The sequence below is a fragment of the Streptomyces sp. NRRL WC-3742 genome, assembly GCF_000720635.1.
Taxonomy (GTDB): Bacteria; Actinomycetota; Actinomycetes; order Streptomycetales; family Streptomycetaceae; genus Kitasatospora.
In genome coordinates, this window is record NZ_JOCF01000166.1 from 1 (window position 1) to 1098 (window position 1098).

Genomic DNA, 1098 nt, shown 5'->3' on the forward strand with positions numbered 1-1098 from the left:
CGGCGCGGCCGTCGGTGCCTCGCGCGCGGCCGTCGACGCCGGCTGGTACCCGCACACCAGCCAGGTCGGCCAGACCGGCAAGCAGGTCTCCCCGCAGCTGTACGTGGCCAACGGCATCTCCGGCGCCATCCAGCACCGCGCCGGCATGCAGACCTCGAAGACCATCGTGGCCGTCAACAAGGACCCCGAGGCCCCGATCTTCGAGCTCGCCGACTACGGCGTCGTCGGCGACCTCTTCGAGGTCCTGCCGCAGCTGACCGCCGAGGTCAACTCCCGCAAGGGCTGACCCTGCAGCACACCGAAGGAGGGCGTGGCACCCGGTACCCCGGGGGCCACGCCCTCCTTCCGTATCCGTATCCGGATCAGCGCCGAATCCGGATACGGCGCGCACCCCTACTCGGCGAAGGCCGCCAGGTGCTGGGTGAACCCGCCCCGGGACGGCGGCAGCGGGCGCGGCTCGGCGTCCAGCGGGTGCTGCGGCTCCTCCATCGGCAGCAGCCGCAGCTCCGGCTGGTCGCCCTCGGGGGAGGGGAGCAGCCGCACCCGGGTGCCGACCGGCACGGTGCTGCGCAGCCCGTCCACGATGCACCAGACGTCGAAGCCCTCCGCCATCCGGATCAGCGACTTCTGACGGACCAGCGGGGTGCGGGCCTGCTCGACCTCGCAGCGGCGTACGACGCCCGTTCCCTCGCTCGGCTCCAGCTCCAGCTCGGTGGAGCCGCAGGTGGGGCACAGCAAGCGCTGGAAGGTCGGGTTGCCGCACCAGGCGCAGCGCTGGAAGTACAGCGTGGCGATCGGGCTGTCGGCGTCGATGGTGGGGTGGACCACGCTGTCATCTCCCTGCGTTCGGACCGGAGCGTTCGGCAGAAGTTCGGCAGAAAAAAGGATAGGGAACTCAGTGCCGTCATGTGAAGGCACTGAGTTCCCTTTTTGCTGCGCGCATGCATAATGAAGGGTACTGAGTACCGTCGTGAAACAGGAGTGGCGACCATGAGCCAGGACTTCGATCTCTTCCGTATCTCCGAGGAGCACGAGATGCTCCGTGAGGCGGTGCGTTCGCTGGCCGAGGCGAAGATCGCTCCGTTCGCGGCGGAGGTG

3 protein-coding genes are annotated in these 1098 nt (G+C 69.0%); 2 read left to right on the forward strand and 1 reads right to left on the reverse strand.

What is annotated here, in order from left to right; genetic code table 11:
- Window positions 1–286: electron transfer flavoprotein subunit alpha/FixB family protein (locus tag IH61_RS0139840; RefSeq protein ID WP_031079342.1), on the forward strand; the 286-nt coding region annotated here is incomplete at its 5' end.
- 107 nt (window positions 287–393) lie between these two features.
- Here the strand turns inward: IH61_RS0139840 and IH61_RS43785 are convergent.
- Entirely contained in the window at window positions 394–828 is a 435-nt protein-coding gene (locus IH61_RS43785; RefSeq protein WP_051838788.1) for a Zn-ribbon domain-containing OB-fold protein, read from the reverse strand.
- 162 nt (window positions 829–990) lie between these two features.
- On the opposite strand from IH61_RS43785, the gene IH61_RS49400 reads away from it, so the two are divergent.
- A partial coding sequence (locus IH61_RS49400) for an acyl-CoA dehydrogenase family protein (RefSeq protein WP_167344968.1) occupies window positions 991–1098 on the forward strand: 108 nt, incomplete at its 3' end.